The sequence below is a fragment of the Duganella sp. Leaf61 genome, assembly GCF_001421905.1.
Lineage (GTDB): Bacteria > Pseudomonadota > Gammaproteobacteria > Burkholderiales > Burkholderiaceae_D > Rugamonas > Rugamonas zoogloeoides.
The window spans coordinates 103,738-129,664 of the sequence record NZ_LMLM01000032.1 but is presented as its reverse complement, the minus strand read 5'-3'; the positions used below and the strand labels follow the sequence as shown (position 1 = coordinate 129,664).

Annotated in this window: 19 protein-coding genes and 1 pseudogene; 13 read left to right on the top strand and 7 right to left on the bottom strand. The window is 64.5% G+C overall.

The features are described 5' to 3' along the window. Positions 1-109: 109 nt before the first annotated feature. From ASF04_RS24200 to ASF04_RS24190, 3 genes are all read left to right on the top strand, one after another. Entirely contained in the window at positions 110-355 is a 246-nt protein-coding gene (locus ASF04_RS24200) for a hypothetical protein (RefSeq protein ID WP_056147508.1), read from the top strand. Positions 356-517: 162 nt separating this feature from the next. Next, a complete protein-coding gene (locus tag ASF04_RS24195) occupies positions 518-1,078 on the top strand; it encodes a DUF4142 domain-containing protein (RefSeq protein WP_056147505.1) in 561 nt (186 codons plus the stop codon). A gap of 148 nt (positions 1,079-1,226) precedes the next feature. Continuing rightward, the gene (locus ASF04_RS24190; RefSeq protein WP_056147502.1) at positions 1,227-2,765 is read left to right on the top strand and encodes a M28 family metallopeptidase; all 1,539 of its coding nucleotides are present in this window, start codon (positions 1,227-1,229) and stop codon (positions 2,763-2,765) included. A gap of 97 nt (positions 2,766-2,862) precedes the next feature. On the opposite strand, the gene ASF04_RS24185 is transcribed toward ASF04_RS24190, so the two are convergent. After that, complete coding sequence (locus tag ASF04_RS24185; RefSeq protein ID WP_373922152.1) at positions 2,863-5,010, bottom strand: beta-glucosidase; 2,148 nt, start codon at positions 5,008-5,010, stop codon at positions 2,863-2,865. 478 nt (positions 5,011-5,488) lie between these two features. Between ASF04_RS24185 and ASF04_RS24180 the strand changes: the two genes are divergently transcribed. The 4 genes from ASF04_RS24180 (at position 5,489) to ASF04_RS24165 (ending at position 11,811) form a co-directional block, all read left to right on the top strand. Next, the gene (locus ASF04_RS24180) at positions 5,489-8,521 is read left to right on the top strand and encodes a TonB-dependent receptor (RefSeq protein WP_056147496.1); all 3,033 of its coding nucleotides are present in this window, start codon (positions 5,489-5,491) and stop codon (positions 8,519-8,521) included. A gap of 71 nt (positions 8,522-8,592) precedes the next feature. Then, complete coding sequence (locus ASF04_RS24175) at positions 8,593-9,516, top strand: glycoside hydrolase family 6 protein (protein ID WP_056147494.1); 924 nt, start codon at positions 8,593-8,595, stop codon at positions 9,514-9,516. Between the two features lie 23 nt (positions 9,517-9,539). After that, positions 9,540-10,796, top strand: a complete 1,257-nt coding sequence (locus tag ASF04_RS24170) for a sugar MFS transporter (RefSeq protein WP_056147492.1) — start codon at positions 9,540-9,542, stop codon at positions 10,794-10,796. Between the two features lie 49 nt (positions 10,797-10,845). Continuing rightward, a complete protein-coding gene (locus ASF04_RS24165) occupies positions 10,846-11,811 on the top strand; it encodes a glycoside hydrolase family 6 protein (protein WP_082488998.1) in 966 nt (321 codons plus the stop codon). A 16-nt stretch (positions 11,812-11,827) separates the two neighbouring features. On the opposite strand, the gene ASF04_RS24160 is transcribed toward ASF04_RS24165, so the two are convergent. Together ASF04_RS24160 and ASF04_RS24155 are read right to left on the bottom strand one after the other, a co-directional pair. Continuing rightward, complete coding sequence (locus tag ASF04_RS24160; protein ID WP_082488997.1) at positions 11,828-13,549, bottom strand: ABC transporter ATP-binding protein/permease; 1,722 nt, start codon at positions 13,547-13,549, stop codon at positions 11,828-11,830. Positions 13,550-13,893: 344 nt separating this feature from the next. Next, positions 13,894-14,355, bottom strand: a pseudogene (locus tag ASF04_RS24155) (SDR family NAD(P)-dependent oxidoreductase); the annotation flags it as partial. 83 nt (positions 14,356-14,438) lie between these two features. Here ASF04_RS24155 and ASF04_RS24150 point away from each other — a divergent pair. Further along, positions 14,439-15,125, top strand: coding sequence for a LysR substrate-binding domain-containing protein (locus ASF04_RS24150; protein WP_056147490.1), 687 nt, complete (start codon positions 14,439-14,441; stop codon positions 15,123-15,125). 17 nt (positions 15,126-15,142) lie between these two features. On the opposite strand, the gene ASF04_RS24145 is transcribed toward ASF04_RS24150, so the two are convergent. Continuing rightward, the gene (locus ASF04_RS24145; protein WP_056147488.1) at positions 15,143-17,323 is read right to left on the bottom strand and encodes a TonB-dependent siderophore receptor; all 2,181 of its coding nucleotides are present in this window, start codon (positions 17,321-17,323) and stop codon (positions 15,143-15,145) included. Positions 17,324-17,506: 183 nt separating this feature from the next. Between ASF04_RS24145 and ASF04_RS24140 the strand changes: the two genes are divergently transcribed. Then, entirely contained in the window at positions 17,507-19,633 is a 2,127-nt protein-coding gene (locus ASF04_RS24140; RefSeq protein ID WP_056147486.1) for a TonB-dependent siderophore receptor, read from the top strand. Positions 19,634-19,712: 79 nt separating this feature from the next. On the opposite strand, the gene ASF04_RS24135 is transcribed toward ASF04_RS24140, so the two are convergent. Next, the gene (locus ASF04_RS24135; RefSeq protein WP_056147484.1) at positions 19,713-20,393 is read right to left on the bottom strand and encodes a Fe2+-dependent dioxygenase; all 681 of its coding nucleotides are present in this window, start codon (positions 20,391-20,393) and stop codon (positions 19,713-19,715) included. Between the two features lie 60 nt (positions 20,394-20,453). Between ASF04_RS24135 and ASF04_RS24130 the strand changes: the two genes are divergently transcribed. Further along, positions 20,454-20,780, top strand: a complete 327-nt coding sequence (locus ASF04_RS24130) for an EamA family transporter (protein ID WP_156368756.1) — start codon at positions 20,454-20,456, stop codon at positions 20,778-20,780. Between the two features lie 6 nt (positions 20,781-20,786). On the opposite strand, the gene ASF04_RS24125 is transcribed toward ASF04_RS24130, so the two are convergent. Continuing rightward, complete coding sequence (locus tag ASF04_RS24125) at positions 20,787-21,266, bottom strand: response regulator (protein ID WP_162241467.1); 480 nt, start codon at positions 21,264-21,266, stop codon at positions 20,787-20,789. Between the two features lie 403 nt (positions 21,267-21,669). Continuing rightward, complete coding sequence (locus ASF04_RS24120) at positions 21,670-21,996, bottom strand: NIPSNAP family protein (protein WP_056147475.1); 327 nt, start codon at positions 21,994-21,996, stop codon at positions 21,670-21,672. A 130-nt stretch (positions 21,997-22,126) separates the two neighbouring features. On the opposite strand from ASF04_RS24120, the gene ASF04_RS24115 reads away from it, so the two are divergent. The 3 genes from ASF04_RS24115 to ASF04_RS24105 all read left to right on the top strand — a co-directional run bounded on the left by ASF04_RS24115 (position 22,127) and on the right by ASF04_RS24105 (position 25,924). Then, positions 22,127-23,287: an endo-1,4-beta-xylanase gene (locus tag ASF04_RS24115; protein ID WP_229205184.1), complete on the top strand. Its 1,161-nt coding sequence runs from the start codon at positions 22,127-22,129 to the stop codon at positions 23,285-23,287. Between the two features lie 231 nt (positions 23,288-23,518). Next, a complete protein-coding gene (locus tag ASF04_RS24110; RefSeq protein ID WP_156368755.1) occupies positions 23,519-23,719 on the top strand; it encodes a hypothetical protein in 201 nt (66 codons plus the stop codon). Positions 23,720-23,932: 213 nt separating this feature from the next. Continuing rightward, positions 23,933-25,924, top strand: a complete 1,992-nt coding sequence (locus tag ASF04_RS24105) for a hypothetical protein (protein WP_056147465.1) — start codon at positions 23,933-23,935, stop codon at positions 25,922-25,924. Positions 25,925-25,927: the final 3 nt, after the last annotated feature.

Genomic DNA, 25,927 nt, shown 5'->3' with positions numbered 1-25,927 from the left:
TGTACAATTAGGGCGCCTTGGGACTTGCGTCCAACTCCCGCATTTATCGATGCATGAGCTAATCATTCGATAACCAGGCGTTTCATATTTCCGAGATGAGAAATTTTCGATGAATGACGATTTAGTACAATTTGCAAGAACAGAAATCTGGAGACATGTTGCCGAGCATCCGGATAGCGTCGATACGCTGGAAGGCATCCACCAGTGGTGGATACACTGGCCCGGCCCAGGCGAGTCACTGGATATAACGCTCGCCGCGCTGGAGCAGTTGAAGCTGGACGGCCTCATGGAAAGCAGACCGGTAGGTCAGCATTTGCTTTGGCTGCGGCACCGATCCGATCCGGCATCGCTCTAGAGTGTGCCGTCCACGGGATGGTGATACCAGCGCGGGTGCGACAGCGCGCGCCGTCGCATGGCAAGCTGGTCTCTGTAACCTTGCGTACAGAGTTGTTGCAGTTCTTGCTTCACACTTGGTATTCCAGACAGCCAGTCTTAACCTGCACTACGGAAGATCATCATGAAACCAGCAAAACTGTTTATTGCCTTATCGATTGCCGCCTCGCTCTCCGCTGTCGCGCATGCACAAACCAGCGTCACCGCCAAGAACAGCGTCAGCGCCAAAACCGGCACGGCAACCACCATCAGCAAGGACGATTCGGCCCGGCTGATCGGTATCGCGCAATCCAATATGGCAGAAATCGAGACGGGCAAAATGGCGCTGAAAAAAAGCAGCAATGCGGACGTGAAGGCCTTTGCCCAGCTGATGATCGACGATCATACCAAGGGCCTGGAAGAGACGAAAAAAGTCGCCGCAGCCAAGAAGGTGACTTTGCCGACCGAGCCTGATATTGCGCATCAAAAGCTGGCGGCCGAGCTCGATGCACTGTCCGGCAAGAGATTCGATGAGGCTTATGCCAAGCGGGCCGGCGTGGCGGGCCATGCCAACGTTCACGCATCGCTGAAAAAAGATATCTCGGCCGTCGAAGACCCGGATATCAAGGCGCTGGCCACCAAGCTCGAACCCACTGTCGCGCATCACCTGGCGATGTCGAAGAAGCTTGCCGACGCGGTGAAATAATTCGGCTTGCCATCGGTGCGCAGCATGGTCGCCCTTCGCAGGGCGCCACCGGTCGGGGGCTGCTGCGGCCCTCCTGCTGATGCACGGCGAACTCTGATATGATCCGTTGCACAATAAACATGCCGTCAGGCACAATACAGGATCACACATGCAGAGATTATCCGCCTACGCTTTCGCGGCGTTCATCGGTTTCGCCGGTATTTATGCAGGCGCCAGCGCAGCCGCAGATCCACACCTGACACCCGACACCAGCGCGGCTCTCGAACGCATTTCAGCAGACTCCCTGCGCGGCCACCTGTCGTTTATCGCATCGGACCTGCTGGAAGGGCGCGGCACGCCGTCGCGCGGCCAGGACCTGGCGGCCGAATACATTGCCGCACAGTTCCGCCGCGCGGGCCTCGAAGCGGTCGGCGACGACGGTTATTTTCAGACCGCGAACTGGACCTTCGCCGAGACCAGTCCGAAGGATTTTTCGTTCAGGATTGATGACGGTAAAGAGCAACTCAATATTCCTGCCAGCGAGCTCAGTTTCAGCCTCGCCCAGGCACTGGCGCTGGCGCCGTCCGCCATCGTCAACATCGACGCCAGCGACGCCGCTGCGCTCAACGCACACAGCCCCGCCACGCTGGCCGGCAAAGTTGTCGTCATCAATCTGCCGGACTTTGAAGCCATGCCGCCCGGGCAGGCAAGAACTGCCTATGAGGGCTGGCAGTTCTTTAACGCGCAATTGGCGAAGCTGCGACCGGCGCTGCTGCTGCTGGTCGACCGCGCACACCCGAAAGGCAATGCCGGCGGCAAAGGCCGCCTGATCGATCCCGAGAACAGCGGCGAGACCGTGTCCCCCATCCCGCGCATGACGCTTCATTCGGTGCAAGCGATACGGGCGCTTGATGCGTTGCGCACGGGCAGCAGTGCACGCGTCAGTGTCAACGTGGCGGCGCCGGTCGAACGTGCGGTCAAACTGCGCAACGTGATCGGCGTGCTGCGCGGCTCGGACCCGGAGCTGAAAAATACCTATGTGATTGTGACGGCGCATTACGACCACCTCGGCATCAAGGACGGCGTGATACACAACGGCGCCAATGACGACGGCAGCGGCACGGTGTCGGTCATGGAAATTGCCGGCGCACTGTCCGGCATGAAGCAGCGGCCGGCGCGCAGCATCGTCTTCATGACGGTGTTCGGCGAGGAGCTGGGCCTGTTCGGCTCGCGCTACTATGGCCGCCATCCTATCCTGCCGATCAAGCAGACGGTAGCCAACGTCAACCTGGAGCAAGTGGGGCGCACCGACAGCTCGGAAGGGCCGCAATTGAACAATGCGTCGATGACCGGCTTCGATTTCTCCGATGTCGGCACGGTGTTTCGGAAAGCCGGCAAGCTCACCGGCATCGACGTGTACAAGAATGAAGCCAACAGCGATTTGTATTTCGGACTCAGCGACAACCAGGCGCTGGCGGACCAGGGCGTGCCCGCGCATACGCTGTGCGTGGCCTTCCAATATCCCGACTACCACGCGCCCGGCGACCACTGGCAAAAGGTCGACTATGCCAACATGGCCAAGGTCAACCGGATGGTGGCGCTGGGCGTGCTGATGATTGCCAACGATCCCGTCGCGCCCAAGTGGAATACGGCCAATCCGTTGACCAGGCCGTATGTCGAGGCGTGGAAGCGGCAGTCGAGCCAGTAAACCGAATCTTCGAAGCATGGCGGCACAACTGGTTGCCGACTTGCGCATTTTCAGACTCATACCCAGCACAGCGGCCGAGATGAAAGGGGGCCGGCGTTCAGCGCGCGCCGGCAGCAAACTCCCGGGCCGGCAGCCGGACCTTGACTGTCGCCACCGGCGCATCCGCCGCTTCGGCCAGGATCACCTCGTACTCGCCGGCAGCGATTTTCCAGCGGCCTTTGGCCGAGTCGAACACGGCCAGCGTGCGCGGGTCGATCTCGATGCGGGCTTCGCCGGCAGCGCCCGCCGCCAGGGTCAGCTTGTCCCAGCCGCCCAGGCGCTTCGGCGCCTCCCAGCCCGATCCCTTCTTGCTCACGTACACCTGTGGCACGGCCTTGCCGGCGCGCTGGCCGGTGTTGGTCACCTTGAACGAGACCGATAACGCGCCGGCCTGCGCCTGCGCTTTCAGCGCCGAATAGCTGAACGACGTGTACGACAAGCCGTGGCCGAAGGCGAACAGCGGTTTGTGGCCGTGCTTGTCGAACCACTTGTAGCCCACCGCCGCGCCTTCGATGTTGTAGTCGGTGGCGAAGCGGGCATCTTCCGGCAGGCCCACGCCATCGACCACGGGACGCGGCAACTGCGCTACCGACAAGGGGAACGTCGCGGGCAGGCGCCCGGACGCGTCCACTTCGCCGGTCAGCACGCGGGCGATCGCGTCGCCACCGCGGCTGCCCGGGTACCAGGCCTGCACCACGGCATCCACGTTGGCCAGCCACGGCATGGTCACCGGCGATCCGGTCTCCAGCACCACCACCGTGGACCTGCCGGCGGCTGTCACAGCGGCGATCAGGTCGTCCTGCCTGCCGGGCAGCGACAGGTCGGGCTGGTCGATGCTCTCGGCGGTCCACTGGGTGGCGAAGACGATGGCCAGGTCGCTCGTTGCCGCCAGCCTGGCGGCGGCCGCCGGGTCCTTGCCGTCGTGATAGACCAGTTTTGCCTGCAGGCGCGCGGCCAGCGCCGCCAGCGGCGAGGAGGGCGCATAGATGATCGGTCCGGGGAAGGCGGCAGGCCCCTCGTTGGGCACCGGCGAGCCGCCGACCGGATAGACCTGGGACGAGCCGCCGCCCGACAGCACGCCCACGTCCGCATGGCCGCCGATCACGGCAATCGTCTGCTGCCGGCCGGTCAGCGGCAATACGCCGTTACGGTTCTTCAGCAGCACGATGCCTTCTTCGGCCACCGCCTGCGAAATGTCGGCATGCCGCGCGTAATCGATGTTTTCGGGCTCCACCCGCACCGGGTGTTCCAGCAGGCCGTTGGCCATCATGGCGCGCACGATGCGATGAGCCATGTCGTCGAGACGCGCCGGCGGCACGTGGCCGTTTTCCACCGCCTCCTTGAGCGCGCCGTTGAAGTACGGCGACTGGTCGAACGGCCAGCCCGATTGCTGGTCCAGGCCCGCCAGCGCGGCCGGTATGGTCGAGTGCACCGCGCCCCAGTCGGACATCACGTAGCCCTTGTAGCCCCAGTCGCGCTTGAGAACCTGGTTCATCAGGTAGTCGTTTTCGCACGCGTAGGCGCCGTTGACCCGGTTGTAGCTGCACATGACCGAGCCAGGGTCGCCCCGTTCGATGGCGATCTGGAATGCCAGCAGGTCCGACATGCGGCCCGCCGCGTCGTCGATCCTGACATCGACCTTGAAGCGGCCGGTTTCCTGATCGTTGTAGGCGAAGTGCTTAACGGTGGCCACCAGGTGGTTGGACTGGATGCCCCGGATCTGCTCGCCGGCGATGACGCCCGCCAGTAGCGGATCTTCACCCGCGTACTCGAAATTGCGGCCCGCGCGCGGTTCGCGCTGCAAGTTGACGCCGCCGGCCAGCATGACGTTGTGGCCCGACAGGCGCGCTTCCTTGCCGATCATGGCGCCGCCCGCGTAGCTGAGGGCCGGGTTCCAGCTCGCGGCGGTGGCAATACCGGCCGGCAGGGCGGTGCGCTGGCGCGGGGCGGGGTTCGGTTGCGAGGCCACGCCAGTGCCGGCATCGGTCAGTTGCTGGTCCGGGATGCCCAGGCGCGGCACGCCGGGCAGGTAGCCCGCGCTGAAGGGCACTCCTTTCTCGGGCTTGGCCGTGCCCTTGTAATCGGTCGAAAAGTAACCGAAAACTGTCTGGATTTTCTCGGCGAGTGTCATTTTCGCCACAACTGTGCGGGCACGGGTGTCCAGCTGGGCGGTCGTGGCCGCCGTGGCGTGGCCCGTTCCTAACATTAATGTCGTGAGTAGCGGCAGGGGCCGCAAGATGGTGGAAAGTTGTCTCATCTATTACCTCTGGTTGTGGTGATAAAGCTGCGGGTTGATGGATGTTGGCGATGATTTCGCGCTTTTTTGAGCCCAGAAACACCATTAATATCGACTGAAAACGATTTCACCGCATATTCAGCAGATCGGCTTCGTAAGTCAAGTGCTTTGTAGTTTAGGTACGTCAAATGCTGAATTTTAGGTATTTTTACTACGTTTAGTGATTGCAACTAAACAAAACCTTGACGCTCAATTTGTAATTCGGGTAACTTTGCCACCTGAAAGCGATTTCATAATCTTGGTTGGTGAAAATCGCAATGCAACTGCCGGTATTTTTTGCTAGGCAGATTGTCGGTTGCATTGTCCAAATTTTTTTAACCACGTTTGACAACGATTTCATACCAACGGTAGCGACCGAATAAGTGTAACAATCCGCATCGGAGACAGAATGAAACACCTGAACAAGACGGCCATGGCGATTGCCGTGGCGCATATCGGCGTAATGTCCGGCACCAGCGCCTGGGCCCAGACCACGCCCGCCGAGCCGCAACCGGCCACGCCTGCCGAGACCAAGGTGGTGGTGGTGTCCGGCCAGCGCGCAGCCTTGCAGTCCGCGCAAAAAATCAAGCAGGATTCCGACGAGATCGTCGATTCCATCAATGCCGACGACATCGGCAAATTGCCGGACCGCTCCGTGACCGAGGTGCTGCAACGGGTGGTGGGCGTGACCATCGACCGCAGCATGGCAGGCGACCCGCAGCACTATGCGGTCGAGGGTTCGGGTGTGGCGATTCGCGGCCTGAACTACGTGCGTTCGGAACTGAACGGCCGCGACTCGTTTTCCGCCAACGGCTCGCGCTCGCTCAGCTTCGAGGACGTGCCGCCCGAACTGATGGCTGGCGTGGACGTGTACAAGAATCCGTCCGCCGAGCAGATCGAGGGCGCCATCAGCGGCCTGGTCAACCTGCGCACCGCCATGCCGTTCGATTACAAGGGCTTCCGCGGCGCGATCTCGGGCCAGATGTCGTACTCAACGCTGCGCGAAGGCAAGGCCACGCCATCGACCTCGCTGTTGCTGTCGGACCGCTGGCAGACGCCGTTCGGCGAATTCGGCCTGCTGGTGGACTTTGCCAAGTCGCAGAGCGACACCCGCACCGACAACTTCCAGATCGAACCGTACTACCCGCGCGACAACCTGGTGCCGGGCAAAACCGTGTGGGTGCCGAAGGGCGTGACCTGGCGTACCATGGAATTCGAACGCGAGCGCAAGGGCCAGTATGCCGCCGCCCAATGGCGTCCGAACCGCGACCTGACCGCCTCGCTCACGTACTTCAAGTCCAGCTACCAGAACAGCTGGAGCGAACAGGCCATGCTGATGTCGCACGCCACCCCGTACGCGATCCAGGTGGCCAACGGTGTGTACGGCGCCAACGGCGCCTTGCTGTCCGGCACCCTGTCCGATCCCGAGAACGGCGGCATCAACCTCAACCCGGACCGCCGCGTGTCGTCCCGCGATTCGTCCACCACCGACATCGCCCTGAACGTGCAATGGCGCGTGAACCAGGACTGGACCATCCGCAACGACTTCCAGCGCATCCGCGCCAGGACCAGCGCGCTCGATTCCGACGTGGCCACCGGCTTGCGCCTGCAAAAGCAGGGGCTGGACCTGACCGGCGGCCTGCCGTCGCTGATCTTCGATGACGCCGACCGCGCCGCGCTGGCCAACCCCAACAATTACTACTGGGGCTACACCATGGAGCACCTCGATCGTTCCACGGCCAGCAACAACGTGTGGAAGACCGACTTCCAGCGCAACTTCGACCATGCCGTGGCGCGCGACCTGCGCTTTGGCGTGCGCTTTACCGACCGCAAGTCAAACACGCAAAACTCCAACCCCAGCTACAACTGGCAGCCGATCACCCAGCCGTGGATGCTGGGCTGGAACATTCCCACGCTCGCCTACCTGGGCGACCCCCGCTTTGGCAGCGAAGCGCGGGTGCACCAGTTCAACAACTTCTTCAATGGCAGCGCCTCGGTGCCAGCAGCAGTATTCCCGGCCGACGCGCTCGCGCGCGGTTACCCGGACAGCTACGAAACCCTGCACGGCTACCACACAGTGCTGTGCCAGGAGCAGGCCGCCATCCAGGGCTGGGGCGACTGCGCGCCGTGGAAGAAGGCCACCTTCGGCACGGATCCGGCCGAGATCAACAATGTGTCGGAAAAAACCAGGGCGTTCTACACCCAGCTGCGCTTCGGCTTCGACGATCTGAAGTACCCGGTGGACGGCAATATCGGCGTGCGTTACGTGAAGACCGACATGAAGGCCGCCGGCTACACGGTGCTGGCGCCCAACACCACGGTGATTCCGCCCGGTGCGGCCGTGGTGGGTGTGCCGATTCCCGATATCCGCGCGTTCTCGAGCCCCGGCGACTTCCAGAACACGTACAACAACGTGCTGCCCAGCCTGAACCTGCGCCTGAAAGGCAACGACGGCTGGCAGTTCCGCCTGGCGCTGGCCAAGGCGATTTCGCGGCCGGACTTCAACAAGCTGCAGGCCTATAACTCGCTGTCGCAAGTGGTCAACAGCAGCGTCGATCCGGTGACGGGCGCGGTCAATGTCAGCAACGTCAGCCTCACCGGCGAGGCGGCAGGCAACCCGATGCTGCGGCCCACCACGTCCACCCAGCTGGACCTGACGGCGGAGTGGTACTTCAAGCCGGGCGGCTCGCTGACGCTGGCGCTGTTCAACAAGCGCCTGAAAGATATCGTGGTGGACCAGCTGGTCAACGTGCAGCTGCCCGACACGGCCGGCGCCATGCACAACTTTGCCGTCACGTCGCCGGTCAACGGCGCCAAGGGCCACGCGCGCGGTTTCGAACTGGCTTACCAGCAGTATTACGACAGCGTGCCGGACTGGCTCAAGGGGATCGGCGTGCAGGCCAGCTTCACCTTCGTGGACAGCAAGCGCGACCTGTACAACCCTGTGTATTCGGCGTATTGCAGCGGCAGCGCCGACGGCGCGGTCAACCTGAACCTCAACATCAACGGCTGCGACACCGACGGCCGCGTATTTGGCGACCTGCCATTGCAGGGGCTGTCGCGCCGCAGCGGCAACCTGGCGCTGATGTACGACCGCGGCCCGGTCTCGGCGCGGGTGGCCTATAACTGGCGTTCGCGCAGCCTGCAAGCCGTCAACACCTATGGGGCGCGCGGCACCGATGGCAAGGACACCAACCCGGCCAGCCCGACCTATGGCGCCGAGAACCTGGCCTGGGGCCTGCCGCTGTGGGCGGAAGCGTATGGCCAGGTCGATGCGTCGATCTTCTACAAGATCACCGAGAAGCTGTCCATCGGCCTCGAGGCGCAAAACCTCAACGATGTCCAGTTCCGCCAGACCATGGACCAGCATATCGGCAATATGAACCACACCTGGTTCAAGACCGGTCCGCGCTACACGGCGCAGCTGCACTACACGTTCTAGGCATCCCCGCCAGCAGCCAGGGCCGGCAATTGCCGGCCCTGGCCGTCACCCCTCTATCCGACAAGGACCATATGACGCACACATTGCCCAGGCTGGCGCTGGCCTGCCTGCTGGCCGTTGCCACGACTGCCACCGCCACCGAACTCTATGCCGATCCACAGTCGAGCGCCGCCGCCTGGGTGCGCGCCCACCCGGACGACCCGCGCGCGGCCGCCATTGGCGCGCACATTGCCAGCCAGCCCGGCGCGCGCTGGTTCGGCGGCTGGAGCGGCGACATCGGCCCCGCCGTGGACCAGTACGTGGCGGCAGCGGCTGCCGCCAGCCGCCTGCCGGTGCTGGTGGCCTATAACATCCCCGCGCGCGACTGCGGCCAGCACAGCGCCGGCGGCGCCGGTTCCATGAATGCCTACCGCGACTGGATCCGCGCATTTGCCGGCGGCATCGGCAGCCGCGCTGCCGTGGTGGTGCTGGAACCGGACGCCTTGCCACAGCTCGACTGCCTCGATGCGGCGGGCAAGGCGAACCGCTTGCAGCTGTTCCAGTACGCCACCGGCCAGCTGACAACGCTGGCGCCGAACGCCCAGGTGTATATCGACATCGGCAACAGCGACTGGCTGGCGCCGCAGGAAGCCGCCAGGCGGCTGGCGGACGCCGGCGTGGCCGGGGCGGCAGGGTTCGCGCTCAACGTCTCAAACTACCGCACCGATGCCGAGAGCAACCCGTACGGCATCGCCGTGGCCGATGCGCTGCGCGACAAGTACCGGCTCACAAAAAGCTTCGTGGTCGATACCAGCCGCAACGGCGCCGGCCCGCTCGGCAAGCAATGGTGCGACCCGGCCGGCCGCCGCCTGGGCGCCACGCCGCGCATCCATGGCGCCGGCAGCCAGCCGGCCATGACCTTGTGGATCAAGTCCCCGGGCGAAGCCGACGGTTGTGCCGCCGCCGCCGGTACCTTCGTGCCCGACCTCGCGCACAAGATGATCGACGGCCGCTAATCCATCTCACACAAAGGAATAACGTGGCAATCATTCAACCGGTCCAGACCCGGCCCGAACCATCCGAACCGCCTGGCGCGCACAAAGGCCTGCCGCCACAGCCCACCCAGCGCGGCGCACTGACCATGGTCACCATGCTGTTTTTCATGTGGGGCCTGATTACCGCGCTGAACGACGTACTGATTCCGCACCTGCGCGCGGTGTACACCTTGAGCTACGTGCAGGCGATGCTGGTGCAGTCGTGCTTTTTCGGTGCGTACTTCCTGGTCTCGCTGCCTGCTGGCGCGCTGGTGCGGCGCATCGGCTACCAGCGCGGCGTGGTGGCCGGCCTAGCCACGGCCGGTGTCGGCTGCCTGATGTTTTACCCGGCAGCGCAGGCCGGCTTCGGCCTGTTCCTGGCCGCGCTGTTCGTGCTGGCCAGCGGCATCACCATGTTGCAGGTGGCGGCCAACCCCTACGTTACCATTCTCGGGCCGGCGGCCACCGCGTCGGGTCGGCTCACGCTGACCCAGGGTTTCAACTCGCTGGGCACCACGGTCGGCCCGCTGGTGGGCGCCTGGCTGATCCTGTCGGACGGCGCCGCCGACGGTGCGCACGCCGTGCAGGGACCGTACCTGATGCTGGCGTTCACGCTGCTGGCCCTGAGCGTGGGCTTTGCACTGGCCAGGCTGCCACAAGTGGCGGCAACTGCCGACGACCGCACGCCGCTGGTGCTGCGCCAGCATCCGCGCCTGGTGTTCGCGGTGCTGGCGATCTTCCTGTACGTGGGCGCCGAAGTGGCGATCGGCAGCTTCATCGTCAATTTCCTGACCGAGCGCCACATCGCCGGCTTGAGCGTGGCGAACGCCGCCCATTACGTCAGCCTGTACTGGGGCGGCGCGATGGTGGGGCGCTTTGTCGGCGCGCTGGTGATGCGCCGCGTCAGCGCCGGCAAGGCGCTGGTGTTCAGCGCGGCCGTGGCCGTGGTGCTGATCCTGGTGGCCGTGTTCGGCAGCGGCAGCGTCGCCATGTGGGCCATCCTGGCCGTGGGCCTGTGCAACGCCATCATGTTCCCCACCATCTTCAGCATGGGCTTGCACCAGCTGGGCGCTCGCACCGGCCAGGCCGCCGGCCTGCTGTGCATGGCCATCGTGGGGGGCGCCGTGGTGCCGGTGGGGCAGGGCGTGCTGGCCGATCTGGTGGGCGTGCAATGGTCGTTCCTGCTGCCCGCCACGTGCTATCTGCCGATCCTGTGGTTCGGCATCAGGTATGCCGGCATTTACCGGCAGGCTGCCGCATAAGCCTGGCGGCTGACGTTGTATCGATAAATCTAAAAAAGAGGAGACGAACATGACGATGAAACACCCGCAACATGCGAAGTGGCCGCAGCTGGCCACCCTGGCGAAACGGCTGCTGCCGTCGCTGTCGCTGCTCGCTTGCACCGGGGCCGCCGCTGCGCTGCCGCCCCTGTATGTCGATCCGCAATCGACCGCTGCCATCTGGGCGGTCAACAACCCCAGCGACGGGCGCGTAACCGATATCCGCAATCGCATCGCCAACCAGCCTGGCGCACGCTGGTTCGGTGGCTGGAGCGGCGAGATCGGTGCAGCCGTCGGCCATTTCGTCGGCACCGCGTGGTACTACGGGCGCACCCCGGTGCTGGTGGCGTACAACATCCCGGCGCGCGACTGCGGCCAGTACAGCGCGGGTGGCGCCGGCTCGCTGCAGGCTTACCGCGACTGGATCCGCGCGTTTGCCACTGCCGTCGGCAACCGGCCGGCCATCGTCGTGCTCGAGCCCGACGCCCTGCCGCAACTGGACTGCCTGGACGCAGCCGGCAAAAGCGCACGGCTGGAACTGCTGCGCTACGCAGTGGCGCAATTTGCCGCGCTGGCGCCCGGCGCTTACCTGTACCTCGACATCGGCAACAGTGCCTGGCTGACCCCGGCGGAAGCGGCCACGCGGCTGGTCGATGCCGGCGTGGCCGGCGCACGTGGCTTTGCGCTCAACGTGTCCAACTACCGCACCGATGCCGAGAGCAACCCGTACGGCGTGGCGGTGGCCAATGCCTTGCGCCAGCGTGGCCTGGAAAAAACCTTCGTGGTCGATACCAGCCGCAATGGTAACGGACCGAACGGCACCCAGTGGTGCGATCCGGCAGGCCGCAAGCTGGGCGTGGCGCCGCGCGTCAACCCGGCCGGCAGCACGCCGGAAATGGTCTTGTGGATCAAGTCGCCCGGAGAATCGGACGGCTGCGCGGCGCCGGCAGGGACGTTCTCGCCGGACCTGGCCTACAAGATGATCTACGGTTATTAAAACCCGGTTTGCGCGGCTACGCCGCCTGCGCCGCGCTCGGCACCAGTTCAATGATGTCGTCGTGGTAGTCGGCCACGGCGGTGCGGTGCGCCACGCTGATGATGGCGCTGTCGGGCAGTTCTTTCAGCAGGGCCTGGTACAGGCTCGCTTCGGTAGCGGGGTCGAGCGCGCTGGTGGCTTCATCGAGAAACACGAAATCGGGCCGTTGCAGCAGCACCCTGGCAAAGGCAACGCGCTGCTGTTCGCCGCCGGACAGCAACTGCTGCCAGTTGCCGCGCGTATTGAGCGACGTGATGCGCCCGCCCAGGCCGCAGATTTCCAGCACGCGCCGGCAGGTGGCGTCGTCGAACTGGTCGGGCATCAGCGGGTAGCACATGGCGGCCTTGAAGGTGCCGCTCGGCAGGTAGCTGCGCTGCGGCAAAAACATGATGCGCGCCTTGGCCGGCAGCGTGACGGTGCCGGCGCCGTGCATCCAGATGCCGGCCAGGGTGCGCAGCAGCGTGCTCTTGCCGGTGCCGGACGGGCCGCGCACCAGCGTGCGGCTACCGGCCGCCAATTGCAGCGGCGCCACATCGGCCAGCGGCTCGCCTTCCGGCGTGCGCAGGGCCAGCACGCTGCTGTGGATGTCGGACTGGTTGCCGCGCACCACGGTAAAGCCGTTGGGCCGGGCATGGGCCTTGTTGATGGCCCAGGAAAAATCGCGCAAGCGGTTGGCCAGTGCCAGCCACATCGCAAAACTCTTGTACGACTCCTGGAAATAACCGAGCGACGCGCTCAGCTGGCCGAAAGCGCCGACGGCCTGGGTGACGCCGCCCATGGTGATCTCGCCGGCGAAATAGCGTGGCAGCGCGGTCAGCGTGGGCAGCACGGCAAACAGGTGGCCATAGACTGTCCTGGTCATTTCGAGCTTGGCGTTGCGCACGACCGTGGCCAGCACGTTGTCGCGGATCTTCGCAAAGCGGCGGCGCAGGCGCTGCAATTCGTTGGCGGCGCCACCATAAAACGCGATCTGCACGGCATTTTCGCGCACCTGCATGGCGCCGTAGCGGTAGTCGGCCTCGACGGTCTGGCGTTTCATGCCCAGCACGATCAGGCGCTTGCCCACCCAGTGGACCAGCAGCAAATAGGCGATGTTGTACAGCAGGGCGACATAGACCATGTAGCCGGGGATTTGCACACGCCAGTCGCCGATCGGGATGGTGAGCGTGCCGGACAGCGCCCACAGCACGGCCGTGAAGGCGACGATATTGACCATCACGTTGATCATGTTGGAGATGTTGACCACGCTGCTGTTGGCAAACAGCCGGACGTCTTCGGCAATGTGCTGGTCGGCATTGGAGAGGGCGCCATCGGGATCCATGGCGTAGTAGGCGTGCGAACTGAACCACTGTTCCAGGTAGTGGTTGCTAAGCCAGGTGCGCCAGTCGAGGTCGATCAGGTCGATGATGGCGGTGCGCACCACGCCCAGCGCACCAACCAGCAAGCCGACGCCGATCGTCATCCAGACCACTTTTTTCAGCAGGTCCCAGTTGCGGGCCAGCAGGGCGTCGGTCAATTCTCCGGTCAGCTCGTTGGCGCGGACGTACAGCCAGGCGGAGCCCAGCGTGATCGCCAGCCACAGCACCACCAGCAGCCAGGCGCGCCAGCGCTTGCGCGCGCCCCAGTACGGCGCGAACAGGTGCAGCATGCCGGGACGGCGCGCCGCGTCGAGCGGGGAATGGGCCGGCGCGGCGCTCATGGCCTGCTGGTGTGCCAGGTGCGGCCCGGCATCGGTCGCGGCGGCTGCGCGCAGTCAGGGGCGGCGCGGCGCGCAGGTGGGCTTAGCAAGTTGGAAATGGATGAACGTGCCATGAAATGCGCCTGTGAGATGATTTGGGTGCATAAATTACGCTGCTGCACCGCATCATAGCGCCAAAGTAAAAATGTTTGCAAAACGGCAGGCAACCGTGCGCGTTCATCCACTTTCATTCAGTTCACTTAGAACACCACTGCCAGCGTCTCGAGCCCGTATTGCTTCAGCTTCTCCACCATGTTTTTCAGGTATGCCCGGTAGCTGCCCTTCTGCTCGGGCGTCCCCCTGCCTTACACCTGCGCCAGGCCACCGTCCACGAACAATTCCGCGCCGTTAACGAAACTGGCGTCATCGGACGCGAGAAATAACACCGCCCTGGCGATTTCCTCGGGTTCTGCCACGCGGCCGAGCGGTACCTGTGCGGCCAGCATGTCGAGCAGCCCTTGCCGGGCGGCGGCCTCGGGTCCGGCCAGTTCCACCAGCCCCGGGGTGCGCACCGGGCCCGGGCTGACGACATTGATGCGCACCGCACGGTCTTTCAGGTCGAGGATCCAGCTGCGCGCCAGGTTGCGTACGGCAGCCTTGCTGGCGCTGTACACGCTGAAGGCTGGAGTGCCCACGACGCCAGCGGTGGAGCTGGTCAGCACCACCGAGGCGCCCTGGCCCAGCAGCGGCAATGCATATTGGACGGTGAAGATCAGGCCCTTCACATTGCGGTCGAATGCGTCGGCAATATGTTCCTCGGTAATGGCGCACCACGCGCTCGATCACGGTCACGCCGGAGGGCGCCCAATACTACGAGCGGGCGCGGCGCCTGATCATCGACCTGGAAGAAATGGACGCTGCTGCGCGGCAAACGCGCGCGCGGCCCGGCGGGCGGCTGCGCGTCGATATCGGTTCGATCCTGGCCAACCAGATCCTGCTGCCGGCGCTGCCACAGTTCCAGGCGGCCTATCCCGACATCGAGCTGCGGCTGGGTGTGAGCGACCGACCCACCGACCTGGTCAGCGAAGGTATCGATTGCGTGGTCCGGGGCGGGCCGCTGGCCGACACTTCGCTAATCGGGCGTAAATTGTGCGACATGGAATTCATCACCTGCTGCCATGCGTCTTACCTGGCGCAGTACGGCCGTCCGGCGCATCCGCGCGACCTGGAAGCACACCGCATCATCGGCTATTTTTCTTCGCTGAGCGGCAAGGTGTTCCCGCTGCGCTTCCAGCGTGGCGATGAGACCCTGGAGATCGACGCAGCGGCGGCGGTGGCCGTCAACGAAAGCACCGCCCACCTGACGGCGCTGGCGGCGGGGCTCGGCATCGGCCAGACCTTCGCGTGGTTCGTGCGCGAAGCCGTGGCGCGCGGCGACATGGTGCAGCTGCTGCCCGACTGGCAACCGCCGCGCCATCCGCTGCACGTTCTCTATCCGCCCAACCGCCACCTGAACGCCAAGGTGCGCGTGTTTGTGAACTGGGCGGTCGAGGTGTTTGCGGCGGTGGACGCCCGGGTCAGCCCGGCAATCCTTTGACGTAGCGTTGCAGCTCGTCAGAAATCAACCGTCGCCGACAAGGTCACGGTGCGTGGCGCCGCCAGCACCAGCGCGCCCGAGTCGAACGATACGACTGCCGCCGACCAGTAGTTGCGGTCTGCCACGTTGTCGACGCGGGCGCGGAAGGTCACGTCGCGGTCGGCGATGCGGGCCAGGTAGCGCGCGCCGAGGTCGAAGCGCGTCCACGACCCGATTTCCAGCGTATTGGCCGGGTTGATGTACTGTTTCGAGGTGTACACCGCGCGCGCGGTCAGGGCCAGGCCGGCAGCGCCCGGCACGTCCCATTCGGTGCCCAGGTTCAGTTGCGTCTTCGGTGCGCCGAGGGCATCCTTGCCCGAGTACGCGGTGCCACGCTGTTCGGCATTGAGCAATGACAAGCCGCCCAGCAGGCGCAGGCCCTGGGTCGGCACGCCGAACACGCTGAGGTCCAGGCCCCGGTTGCGCTGTTCGCCACCGAGCGCATACACGCCGTTCAGCTCGCCGGTGCCGATCGGCTTGGCGGCGGTGTACAGCGCCGCAGTCATGCCCAGCTTGCCGCTATCGTACTTGACGCCGATTTCCTTTTGCTTGGTTTTATATGGCGACAGCACGGCGCCGCGATTCGAATAATCGCTGCCGACAATGCCGCCTTGTACCAGGCCTTCGCTGTAGTTGGCATACAGCGACAGGTCGCTGCGCACCTTGTACACCACCGCAGCAACCGGGGTCGTGGCGCTCTCGTCGTAGTGGGTGTCGGTGGCCAGGCCGGTGTTATAGGCGTAGCCCTGGTCCTTGATGGTCTGGCGGCGTGCGCCGATCGTCACCAGGACGGTATCGCCGTTGAAGCCCAGCGTGTCGGCAATCGCATAGCTCGACAGAATCGACTTCTGCGTGGTGCGCGGATCGTTGATATCGTTGCCGTAGGAGAGGGCGGAAGTGGGAATGTAGGTGGTTGTCGGCGCGTTCAGGTTGGTATTGCCGAGGCCGAAGCCGCCGAAGCCGTAGGCATTGCGCGAATCGAGCCAGAAGCCCGAAGCGGAGGCCACCAGCGTGTGCGTGACCGCGCCGGTGGCGAGCTTGCCCCGTACGCCCGTTTCACCGGTACGGGTATTGCGTTTGCCGGCATTGTCGAAGCGGTAGAAGCTGGCGGCCCCATCGGCCGACGACGATGTCATGTTCGCCAGGCTATTGCTTTCAACGCCGGCGCGGCCGCCGAAGGCTGCCCAGGCGGTGATGTTCTGGTTGAGGTCATACTCGGCGCGGACGGTGCCGAAGGTGTCGCGCTCCCTGGAGAACGACCATGGCTGGGCAAAATTCTTCGAGGCGTCGGGAGCGGCCGGTACCGCCGTGCCACCCACGGTGACGCTGGGGCGTGGTGCGGTCAGGTCGAAGTCCTGGTAGCCGAGGTCGGCCGACACGCGCAGGTTGCCGGCGCGGTAATCGAGGCCCACCGTAAACAGGCTCACTTCGCTGCGCTGGTTGTCAACGCTGGTTTCGCCCTTACGCTTGGCGGCATTCACGCGCACGCCGAACTGCTGGTTTTCGCCAAAGCGCCGGCCGATGTCAACCGCGCCATAGCCGTTGCCGCCCGACGCAATGCCCGCAGTGAGCTGGGTCAGCGGCGCGTTGCCGGCGCGCTTGGGCACCAGGTTGATTGCGCCGCCCAGGCCGCTGCCGCCAGGCGCGGCGCCGTTCAGGAAGCTGCTCGCGCCTTTGAAGACTTCCACGCGTTCGAGCAATTCCGGCGAGACATACTGGCGCGGCAAGATGCCGTACAAGCCGTTGTAGCCGACATCGTCCGAGGCCAGCTCGAAGCCATGAATCACATACGACTCCTGGAAGTTGCCGAAGCCACGGCTGACGCGAACGCCGGGATCGGCTGCCAGCACGTCGCCGATGCTGGAAGCTTGCTGGTCGGCGACAAATTGCGACGTGTAATTGGTGGAATTGAACGGCGCGCTCATCATGTCCACGTTGCCCAGGATACCCATGCGCCCGCCGCGCGCGACCTGGCCGCCTGCATATTCTTTCGACAGGCCATCCTTGGAAGCGTCCGCCGACGCGGTAATGGTGACTGTTGGCAGCGTTTCAGGCTCGGCGGCAGCCGGGGCGGCGCTGCTCTGGGCTTGCGCAGCGGCGGTGGTCATCAGAAAGGCGGTCAAAGCCAGTGGCGACATCTTGAACGTGGAGTTATGCATGATTTGAAAAATGATTGAAGGCGGTAACCTGAACGAGCCGACGTGTTCACGCCGGGCAATGGGAATGATTATCATTATAACCGCCATCCGGCAACGGTGTGAGCTTGCCGATTCCTCTCCCTTTTTGTAGAATGAGAACCGTTATCATTCTCAACATCATTCAAAAAATAAAGGACGTCCCTCATGTCGCACCGTGTAACCCCGTTTCAACCACGCCGCCTGGTGCTTGCAGTATTGCTGGCCGAACTGGCGGTCGGTGTCGCCGTGCCCGCGCTGGCGCAGACCGGCGCCGCCGCGTCTGCCGATAGCGACATCGCCGTGCTGCCCCAGGTACTGGTAACGGGCCAGGGTGAAACCGCCACCAGCGCAGTAGCCGGCTACCTCGCCAAGCGCAGCGCCACCGCCACCAAGACCGATACCAAGCTGTCGGAAACGCCGCAGGCGGTCACCGTCGTCACGCGCGACCAGGTCATCGACCAGGGCGCCGGCAACCTGCAGGACGCGCTCAACTACGCGGCCGGCGTGCGCTCGGATGCCTACGGCATCGATTCGCGCAGCGACGGCATGCTGGTGCGCGGCGTCTCGCCCGACGAATACCTGGATGGCGTGCGCAAGTCGATGAGCTACTACACCAGTACCGCCCGCACCGATCCTTATACCCTCGAGCGTATCGAAGTGCTGCGCGGCGCGGCCGCCATGCTGTACGGCCAGGGCGGCACCGGCGGCGTGGTCAACATGGTCAGCAAGCGCCCCCAGGCCGTGGCGCAGAGCGAGATCGGCGTGCAGTACGGCAGCTACCAGCGCAAGCAGGTGCAGGCCGACTTCACCGGCCCGCTGACCGAGGACGGCAAGTGGCTGTACCGCCTGGTGGCGGTCAAGCGCGACGCGAATACCCAGGTCGATCACGTGCCCGACGATCACGCGCTGGTGGCGCCGTCGCTGACGTGGAAGCCCAACGCCGACACCACGCTGACGCTGCAGGCGCTGTGGCAGGACGATAAAACCGGCTCCACCTCGCAGTTCTTCCCATGGTCCGGCGTGTTGACCACCAACCCGAATGGCAAGATCCCGACCAGCCGCTTCATCGGCGAGCCGGGTTTCGACCGTTACGACACCAAGCGCAAAACCATCGGCTGGACGTTCGAGACGGCATTGAACACCGACTGGAAATTGCGTCAAAACATGCGGTACTCGTACAACAAGAACGACTACCGCACGTTGTACGCCGATTCGTTCTCGTTGCCGGGCGGGTTCAACGCCGATCCGGTCAACCAGCGCGTGGTGGACCGCTATGCGGGCGCCTCGCTGGCGCAGACCAAGGTGTTCGGTCTCGACCAGTCTGTGGAAGGCAATCTCGTCACCGGCACCATCAAGCACAAACTCCTGCTCGGCGTAGATTACCTGCATTACAAGCAGACCGGCTCGGCCGGTTACCCGGTGGCTACCCCGATCGACGTCTACAACCCGGTCTATACCGGCTTCACGTTCAACGACCTGTCGCTGCTGGCCGCCAATACCCAGAAGCAGACCGGCCTCTACGTGCAGGATCAGCTGAGTCTGACGTCGAAATGGTTGCTGACGCTTGGCCTGCGCCACGACAAGGCCCGCAACGAGACCGAGGGTGCAGATGCCCAGAAGTCGAGCGCCACCACCAAGCGCGCAGGGCTGATGTACCTGTCCGACAGCGGCGTCTCGCCGTACGTCAGCTACAGCGAATCGTTCACCCCGGTGGCCAACAGCACCCAGGGCCAGGTATTCAAGCCGTTGCGCGGCGAGCAGTGGGAGGCGGGCGTCAAGTATGAGCCGGTCGGCCGCAACCTGTCGCTGAACGCTGCCGCGTATCGTTGGAAGGAAAAAAATCAGCTTGTCGCCATCACCCCGGTGCTGTCGGCCCAGCTCGACAGCACCAGCGCCCGCGGCGTCGAACTGGAAGCGCGCGGCCAGGTCGCCAAAGGGCTGGAGGTAATCGCCAATTACAACTACATCGATCTCGACGAACAGCTCAACGGCGTCCCGTCGCAACAGACGTCGCTGTGGACCAAGTACAGCTTTGCCGCCGCCGGCGTGACCGGGCTGTCGGTGGGCGGCGGCGTGCGCCACATGAATTCGTTCCGCGACGGCACCGCGCCCACCACGCCCGACGTCACCCTGGTGGACGCCATGTTTGCTTGGGACAGCCCGAGCTGGCGCGTGGCGCTCAATGTCAACAACCTGAGCAACAAGACCTACGTCGCTACCTGCCTGAGCCGTGGTGACTGCTGGTTCGGCGCCAAGCGCAACGCGGTGCTGTCGGCCACGTACCGCTGGTAAGTTCTGCGACCGCCAATTTCAGGTATTGATCGATAGCTTGTAGCGCGCAACGCCACCTTCGGGTGGCGTTTTTTTGGGATCAGACCTCGCTCCACTGCCGCAGCAGGTTGTGGTAATGGCCGGTGAGCGACACCAGTTCCGGGCAGTCGCCGAGACGCGCGCGCAGCGCCTGGATGTTGCGGTCGAGTTCGAGCAACATGCCGCGCCGGGCATCGTCGCGCACCATGCTCTGGCTCCAGAAGAACGAACATACGCGTTCGCCGCGCGTGACCGGTTCCACGTGGTGCACACTGGTCGAGGGATACAGGATCAGGTCGCCCGCAGGCAATTTCACTTCATGCGTGCCATAGGCGTCGATCACCACCAGTTCGCCGCCGTCGTAGTCGTCGGGCTCGCTCAGGAACAGCGTGGACGAGACATCGGTGCGCAGCCATTGGCCGCTGCCGGGGACGCGGCGCATGGCGCCGTCGATATGGTCGCCGTAGTGTTCGCCGCCGGCATAGCGGTTGAACAGCGGCGGCAGGATGCGGTACGGCAGCGCGGCAGAAAAGAACAGCGGGTTGTCGGCCAGCGCCGCCACGATGATTTGTCCCAGTTCCAGCGCCAGCGGCGAGCCTTCGGGCAGTTGGCGGTTGCGCTTGACCTTGGCGCCCTGGTCGCCGACCGAGGCGCGGCCGTCGATCCAGTCGGTCTGGTCGAGGCGCTGGCGGATATGGGAGACTTGCTCCGGCGTGAGCACGCCGGGGACATGCAGCATCATGATGGATTTCCTTGCAGGTAAACGCGCTACGTAAAGCCGACAGGATAATCCGATGTGCGGATGGCGTCTATGGCCGGCAGCCTGTGCTACCTTCAGTTGCGCGGACTCACGCGGGCGGAACTGCTGGCGGGCGCCGCCATCGGCGTCACCATTGACGCCGGCTACTCGCTGCAGACTGCGGGCCTGATACACATTAACAGCAGCAAGTCGGCGTTCATCACGGCGTTTTATGTGCCGCTGGTGCCGCTGTTCCAATGGCTGTTTTTGCGCAAGCGGCAGCACCCGATGGCGTGGCTGGCGGTGGCAATCGCGTTTGCCAGCCTGGTGCTGCTGGCCGGTCCTGCCGGGTTGTCCGGCGGGCCTTTGCCGCGCCCGCTCATGACGTGACCGGCGTCAGAAGCCGGATTTGTAGTTGAATGCGGGCGCCGCTTCGCCGGCGGCCGGTGTTGGTCCGTCACCTCGATTGCTGTAGGCCGGCGCGGGGTTCTGCTTGCGCGCTCGTGCGTTGGCAATCACCGTGATGACTTGCTTGATCGTCGCCGGCTTGGGCAGGTGATAATCAAACCCCGAACGCATTGCCAGGTCAGTCGTTGCCGTATCGCTCAATGCGCTGAACGCGATCAAGGTGGGCTGGTGCGGGAAACCGGGCTTTCTGACCGTGCTGGCGACCTGGAAGCCGTCCACTTCCGGCATCAGCAAGTCGAGCAGCACCACGTCGGGACTGAAGTTCCTGATGGCCTCGATGCCGGAGGCGCCGCCATATGCCGCAGCGCTGCTGCAGCCGCACGCCTGCAGCAGCTCGACCATCAAGTCGGCCGAGTCGTGGTTGTCGTCGATAACCAGAACAAAAGGTTGTTGGGTGCAAGAGGCCATGATAAACAATCGTTGTTGTGCCGAAGGACACAGATATTCGGCGATTGTTTGGCCGACACGACTCGCGCGGTCGGGGTAAGGACCGTGCATAGACTTGGTAGAAATGATACCTACTGGAAGTAATTATACTTGCATTCGGAAAATTACAGCGCTGCTTTTCGGTCTAGCAAAAGAAGTAGCGCACATAGGTTGGTATAGCGCGCTGTACCGATGGCGAGCTCATATAACAGGGAGTGCAGGCCGGCACGGACCGCAGCGCAGCGGTACCGGGTGTCGGCTGGTCGATTCTGGCGCGCAGGATACGGCCGTAACTGGCGCCAGCGCTGTAGCCGATGCCGGGAGTGTACCGCGCATCGTGATCGAAGCCACCGCTGGGGGTCTGGCCGGCGCGCTGCGCGTGGGTTCAGCGCATTGGGGAGTAGGGCGTAGGGGAGAGGAAGGAGTTTTCGATATGGCCCACGATCGGTGCATCGGCTTCGGATGCCGCGCGTTTGGCGATCCACTCGGGGTCGGCCATGAAACTGTTCCACCTGGTTTCGCGCTCGGCCAGGCTGTGCCATTTGAGCAGGTAGGTCAGGGTCTGGTTGCTGGGTCCCACGAGGGTGGTGAAAAAGCCAGCCGGTTCGATGCCGTGCTTTTCCCACAGCGGCAGCGTGACGTTCTGGAAGCGCTCGTGCAGGGCGGGCAGGCGGCCCGGCAGGCAGTGGTACACCCGTAATTCGACGATCATTGTCCATCCTTTCAAAATAGTGTGCGGCCAAGAATACCCGGGGCGCGGCCTGGCGTCCAGTGAGCCATTGCCGTTCCCCTGTCCAGCGCGCGTCGGTTGCATTAAGATGGCGATTCGTCCAGGGAGAGCCATGCCGAATCGCAGATCCGTATTAACCATGCTGGGCGGCGCCGCCGGCGCCGTGCTGATGCCCACCGGGGCCTTTGCCGCCACGTCCGAGTCGTTGAAAGATATCGCTGCCCGCAAGGGCATGCGCTTCGGCTGTGCCGTCGGCCGCCGCAGCGAGGCGGGCGACTCCGCATATGAGCAACTGCTGGCGCGCGAATGCGGCATGGTCGTTGCCGAAAACGCCACCAAGTGGCCGGCCTTGCAGCCGCAACCGGGACCGCACCGCTTTGCCTCCGCCGACCAGATGGTCGCCTGGGCCAGGGAGCGCCGCCTGCTCGTGCGCGGCCATACCTTGTTGTGGCAGTCGCGGCGCTGGCTGCCGGACTGGGTCAACCAGTACGATTTCGGCGCCTCGCCCGCGCGCGTGGCCGAGCGCCTGATGACCGAGCACATCAAGGCGGTATGTACGCACTTCGGCCGCAATATCTTCAGCTACGACGTTGTCAACGAGGCGGTCGATCCCAAGACTGGCGAGCTGATCGGCAATGTGCTGAACCAGAAGATGGGGGCGCTGGAACAGATCGACCTGGCGTTCGTGCTGGCGCGCCAGTACGCGCCCAATGCCCAGCTGGTCTACAACGATTACATGGGGCCGGGCGCCGGCAGCGAAAAGCACCGCGCCGGCGTGCTGGCGCTGCTGGCCGCGCTGCGTGCACGCGGCACGCCGATCGACGCGCTCGGGCTGCAAAGCCATATCGGCAATACGCTGCCGGCCGCGGCCACTGCCGCCGGCAGCGACTGGCGCAAATTTCTCGACCAGGTATCCGACATGGGATACGACCTGCTCATCACGGAATTCGACGTCAACGACCGCCAGTTGCCGGCCGATGTCGCTGCGCGCGACGCCGGCGTGGCGGCGATCGCGCGCGATTACTTGGACCTGACGCTCAGCTATCCGCGCTGCCGCGATTTCCTGCTGTGGGGCATGGCCGACCATGTCAGCTGGCTGCAACAGTGGGATGACGCACGGCGCGCCGACGGCTTGCCGCAGCGGTGCACGCCGTACGACAGCGACCTGCGTCCAAAACCGCTGCGCGAGACCATTGCCCATGCATTGAAGATCATGCCGCCCAGATTGAATTCGGGCCAGGGGCAGATCTATCGTCCGGACGGCACCCCCTGATCGAGGCGACGGTCGCTGCGCAGCAAATCAGGCAGCCGGTTGCAGCGCCGTAGCGCGGAATTCGGCAACGACGGGCACGGCCAGAGGCGGTGAGACGCTTTGAAACGATCAAAGTGTGCATTTGGCGCGATTTTTTTTGTGGACATGGAATAACTATTCTTGGCATATTACAATGATGGCCGCCCCATTTTTCCATTGTTTATGAAGCTGCTGCGAAGAACCGACCACCTGATGGCCCAACGCGTCGATGTTGCCATCGTTTTCCGCGATATGCTGGGCCCGGACGATGCTGCCGCCTACATGGCCAGGTACGACATGCCGGAGCACGTCGTGCAGCGGGTATTGAGCGGTTTGGCCGTCACCCGCATCGATGAGGGGGGTGCGCTGGTCGAATATGCTCCCACCATGCCCAAGGACTCGGGCTCGACGTGAACCGCGCCAGGTATCGCGTTTTTGTCCTGCCGAGCTTGCGTTTTTACCTTTGTTGTCTTGGGCAAGTTTGATCATCGTCAATTCCGTGGCATTTCGGTATGCCTACAGTGTTCCTGGCGTTGGGTGAGTCGTGCTTTTCACCTCGCGTGGCAACAGGTCACCCGGCGTTAGCGCAAGCGTCCGCTTGCGTTCAACCTGCCTGGGAGATTGACAATGCATCAAACCTGGACCATCAAACCCCTTCTGCAACAACGCGCCATGGCGCTTGCTGTTGCCGGCGCTGCTGCCGGCGCGCTGGCAGCAATGTTTTCATCATCGCCCGCCACGGCTGCCGCCACCGGGCCGGCCACATCCGCCGCCCCGGCCATCACGCCCGCTGGCACCGTGTACAGCATCATCAACCTGGGGCCGGACAGCGGCGGCACGGCCTTGCTTAACGAACGGGGCCAGGCCGCGTTCAATTCCTTTAACTACTACGGTGGCACCAGCGGCTATTTCGACGGCGACCGCATACGCGAGATCGGCACGCTGGGCGGCAGCTATACCGAGATTAGCGCCATGAACAATCAGGGCGTGGTGGTGGGCAGCTCCGAAGATGGCGCCGAGCACAGCAACGTGCTCGGCTTTACCTGGACTGCGGCTGGCGGCATGCGCGCTTTGCCCGGCACCTCGGTGGCCAGCGCGGAAGCCATCAACGATCTCAACTATATTGCCGGCCTGAATGCGGAAGCGGGGATTTCGGCACGGGCCGTGCGCTGGAATCCCGGCGGAGGCATCACGCCGCTGGGGCCCCGGCCCACGTCGCTGTCCGAGGCGAGCGCGATCAACCAGCTCAATGTCGCGACCGGCTTCGCCGATTCCGCCAGCGGGACCATCAACGCCACCTTGTGGGACGCCAGCGGCAAGCCGACCAACCTGGGCACGCTGGGCGGCAGCCGGGCGTTCGGCATGCACATCAATGCGCATACCGAAGTGGCCGGCCGGTCCGACATTACCGGCAACACGCGTGAAATTGGCTTTTTCTGGCGGCATCTCGGCGGCATGCTGCCGATCGACGGCGGCGGTCCGCTCACCGATGTGGCCGACCTGAATGACCGTACCGAGGCGGTCGGCTACACCTTGCGCAGCGACGAGCGCCTGGTTGCCTACAAATGGACGCCCACCAGCGGCCTCACGCAATTGCCCAGCCTGTCGTTCAGAGACACCGTGGCCAGCAATATCAACAACGGCGGCGACATCGTGGGATCAGCGCAGCTACCGGTGGGGCAGGGCTATGCCGCCTCGCGGGCCGTGCGCTGGGGCGGCGTTACCGCCCCGGTCGACCTGAATACGCGCCTGTACCGCGCACCGGCCGGCCTGATCGTGCATTCCGGCCATGCCATCAACGACGCCGGCGTCATTCTGGCCAATTCGAACGCGGGCCTGGTGATGCTGCGGCCCGGCACGCGCGGCACCGACGCGCCGGTGCTGGGACCGATCACCACCTTGCCGCGCTCGGTGGAACTGGGCCAGGACTTCACGCTCACGGTCGGCTTTGTCGACAACGCCGTCACGCAAACCCACAAGGCCAGCGTGGTGTGGACCGACGGTTGCCCGTCGCCAGCGCCCACCGTGCGCGAGGCCGCCGGCACCGGGCAGGTCACTCTGCGCCATCGCTTCTGCGCGACTGGCTTCCAGGCGGTGCGCCTGCGTGTGACGGACTCGGGCGGCCGCTCCACCGAGGTGCTGCAGGATGTCCTGGTGGAAGATCCCGCGCAGGCATCCGTGAGCGGCACCGGCACGCTGCGCGCCGGCACCGCCGCCACCGGGCGCACCACCAGCGCCGCGCCGCTGCACTTTTCGCTGTGGACGCCGCTGGGTGGCACCAGCCAGCGCCCCGGTGCAGCGGGGGCGATGCTGAGCGGACCATTCCAGTTCCGCAGCGACCAAGTTGCCAGCGTCAGCCGTGAAGGCCAGCTGGCCCGCGTGAGCGGCACCGGCCGCTTCAACGGCCGCGCCGGCTATCGCTTTACCCTCGAAGCACACGATGGCGGCAGCCAGAACGGCGCCACCGATCGCCTGCGCGTGCGCATCACGCACGTGGATGCGACCACCGATACCGAGGTGGTCGATTACGACAACGCCGCGCCAGCCAACCTGCGCGCGGCTACCTCCGCGCGCGACCTCAGCACGGTGGCCGACGGCAGCCTGACGCTGCGGAACTAGTCC